The following is a 2,572-nucleotide window of genomic DNA, read 5'->3' on the forward strand; positions in this document are numbered from 1 at the left end:
GCAAGTCTTTGGGCGGCATTTGCATCATCAGCACGTAACGAAGCTTTCAACATCGTTGGCGAGCCGTTTCGCTGGGAGCGTATCTGGCACCATGTAGGTGACGCGTTGAACATGGAAGTGGCCCCACCACAACCCCTGTCACTTGCACGTCAAATGCCTTACATGCTGCAGCCTGGGAAGCTTTGGCGGCACAACACGACTTGCAGCCCTTGCCATTCGAGAGAATCGTCAGTTGGGGCTTTGGTGATTTCATCTTCAACTGTGAATTCAACGTCCTGTCCGATATGGGTAAGATTCGGCGGGCTGGGTTTACCGAGCCGTCTGACAATGAGCTTTGGTTCAGGACGGCACTTGCTAATCTGCAAGGGCAGCAGTTTTTTCCATGACCGCTGTGTCACTTTTGTGAGTAGTTCGGGCTGGAAGTGATTGACTGCTGGCGATGGCTTAGCCACTGAGGACGACAGGCATCAATTGGTAGCTGCACTGAAAAACGTGTGCCATCTCCTTCGAGTTTTTAAGTGTCGATGCCTTGGGAATTAGAATCATGGCACGATTTTATTCATTCCCTGCTGGGATAGATCTCGTTTGGTGGGGCATGCGCCACTGCCAGGGGCGCATGATGTCCTGCCTTGAAGGCGGTTATGTCTTAAGCCCACTTGCACGCAGCGCGACGGCGCACGTCAAGGTGGTGATAGGCGCTGATTGAACGTATGGACAAACACTACCTCGCTCCTCTTTTCGCACCCCAATCGATTCTGGTTTTTGCCGGCCCCACCGAATCCGTCGAGGGCCACACACCCCAAGCCCGGCAACTGGCCGAAAATTTGAAGGCGCAGACTTACAAGGGCACGCTGCATTTTCTGGATATCCACAACAGTGGCACGCTGGCTGATCTGGCGCAAACCCGCGCCGATCTGGCCATCATTGCGCTGCCTGCGGACGAAGTGCTGGCCGCCTTGGCGGTGGCAGGTCGCATGAACTGCCGCTCGGCCCTGATAATCTCCACCGGTATCAGCGCCGAGTTGGCCCAGGACATGAAAATGGTGGCCAAGCGCGAAGACGTGCAACTGCTGGGGCCTAACTGCCTTGGCTTTCAGAACCCGCCGCTGCAACTCAATGCCAGCGTGGCGGGCGACCTAGCCAGCAGCGGTTCGCTGGCACTGGTGTCGCAATCGGGCGCGCTGACAGCGTCCATGCTGGACTGGGCGAGCAAGAATGGCGTCGGGTTTTCATCGGTGGTTTCGCTGGGCTCCAATACCGCTGTGGACATCGCGCAGGTGCTGGACTACCTGGCCAACGACGAACGCACCCAAAGCATCATCGTGTACTTGGAAGGCATTTCCAATGCACGCCGCTTCATGAGCGCGCTGCGCTCGGCAGCCAATACCAAGCCGGTGATCGTGCTTAAGGCCGGACGCAAGCCCGCAGGCAAGCAGGCAGCACAGACCCACAGCGGCGCCATCGTCGGCAGCGACAATGTGTTTGACGCGGCCCTGCGCCGCGCCGGGGCGGTGCGCGTCACCTCGTTTGTGGAACTGTTCTCGGCGGCCAAATGTCTGGCTTCGCGTTACCGAACGGTGGGCCAGCGCCTGGCCATTGTTACCAATGGCGGCGGCCCTGGCATGCTGGCGGTGGACTGGGTCAATGAAATCCATCTGCACCTGGGCAAGCTCTCAGAGCAATCGAGCGCCGAGCTCAAGCCCAAGCTGCATGTACTGGCGTCACTGACCGACCTCATTGACCTGTCGGAAGAAGCCACGGCCGAACACTACAAGGCCGCTGTCATTGCTGCCTACCATGACGCCTCAATAGACGGCGTGCTGGTGATCTTCTCACCCAAGACAGGATCCGACTCCATCGGTATCGCCAAGACCATGGCGGAAATCAAACGCGCCATGAACAAACCGCTGCTGTCGTGCTGGATGGGTGATGCTACTGTAGGCGAGGCACGCGTGCTGCTCAACGAGGCCGCCATCCCCACCTTCCGCACACCGGAGGCGGCAGTGGGCGCCTTTGGCAACATCGCCACCTTTTACCAGAACCAGCGCTTGCTGCAGCAAACGCCGCCACCGTTGTCAATTCTGGGCAAGCCCGACATCGAAGGCGCGCGCCTCATCATCGAGAGTGTGGTGGCCGAACGGCGCAAGGTGCTGACCGATATGGAGTCGAAGACATTGCTGTCATGCTTCCACATTCCGGTCACGCAAACCATTCTGGCGCGCAACGCCAACGAGGTCATGATGATTTCGGCGCAGCTGGGTTTCCCGGTGGCGCTCAAGATCGACTCGCCCGACATCAGCCACAAGTCCGATGTGCAGGGTGTGGCGATCAGCATCATGAATGCCACCAGTGCACGTGACAACTACAACGGCATGGTGGAGCGGGTTAAACGCATCATGCCGCAGGCCCGTATCAATGGCGTGACCGTGCAGAAGATGGTAAACGCCCGCCATGGCCGTGAGATCTATGTGGGACTGGTCACCGATGACCCGTTCGGGCCGGTGATTGTGTTTGGCGCTGGCGGCACCACGATCGAATTGCTCAATGATCGTGCAATGGAGTTGCCGCCTCC

At 58.6% G+C, this 2,572-nt stretch carries 1 protein-coding gene and 1 pseudogene; both read left to right on the forward strand.

The window, feature by feature from the left end; genetic code table 11:
• Positions 1 to 598: 598 nt before the first annotated feature.
• Positions 599 to 706, forward strand: a pseudogene (locus PHF15_RS16920) (histone deacetylase family protein); the annotation flags it as partial.
• Between the two features lie 4 nt (positions 707 to 710).
• Positions 711 to 2,572: acetate--CoA ligase family protein (locus PHF15_RS16925; protein ID WP_300123045.1), on the forward strand; the 1,862-nt coding region annotated here is incomplete at its 3' end.

It is taken from the genome of Rhodoferax sp., assembly GCF_028689295.1.
Taxonomy (GTDB): Bacteria; Pseudomonadota; Gammaproteobacteria; order Burkholderiales; family Burkholderiaceae_C; genus Rhodoferax.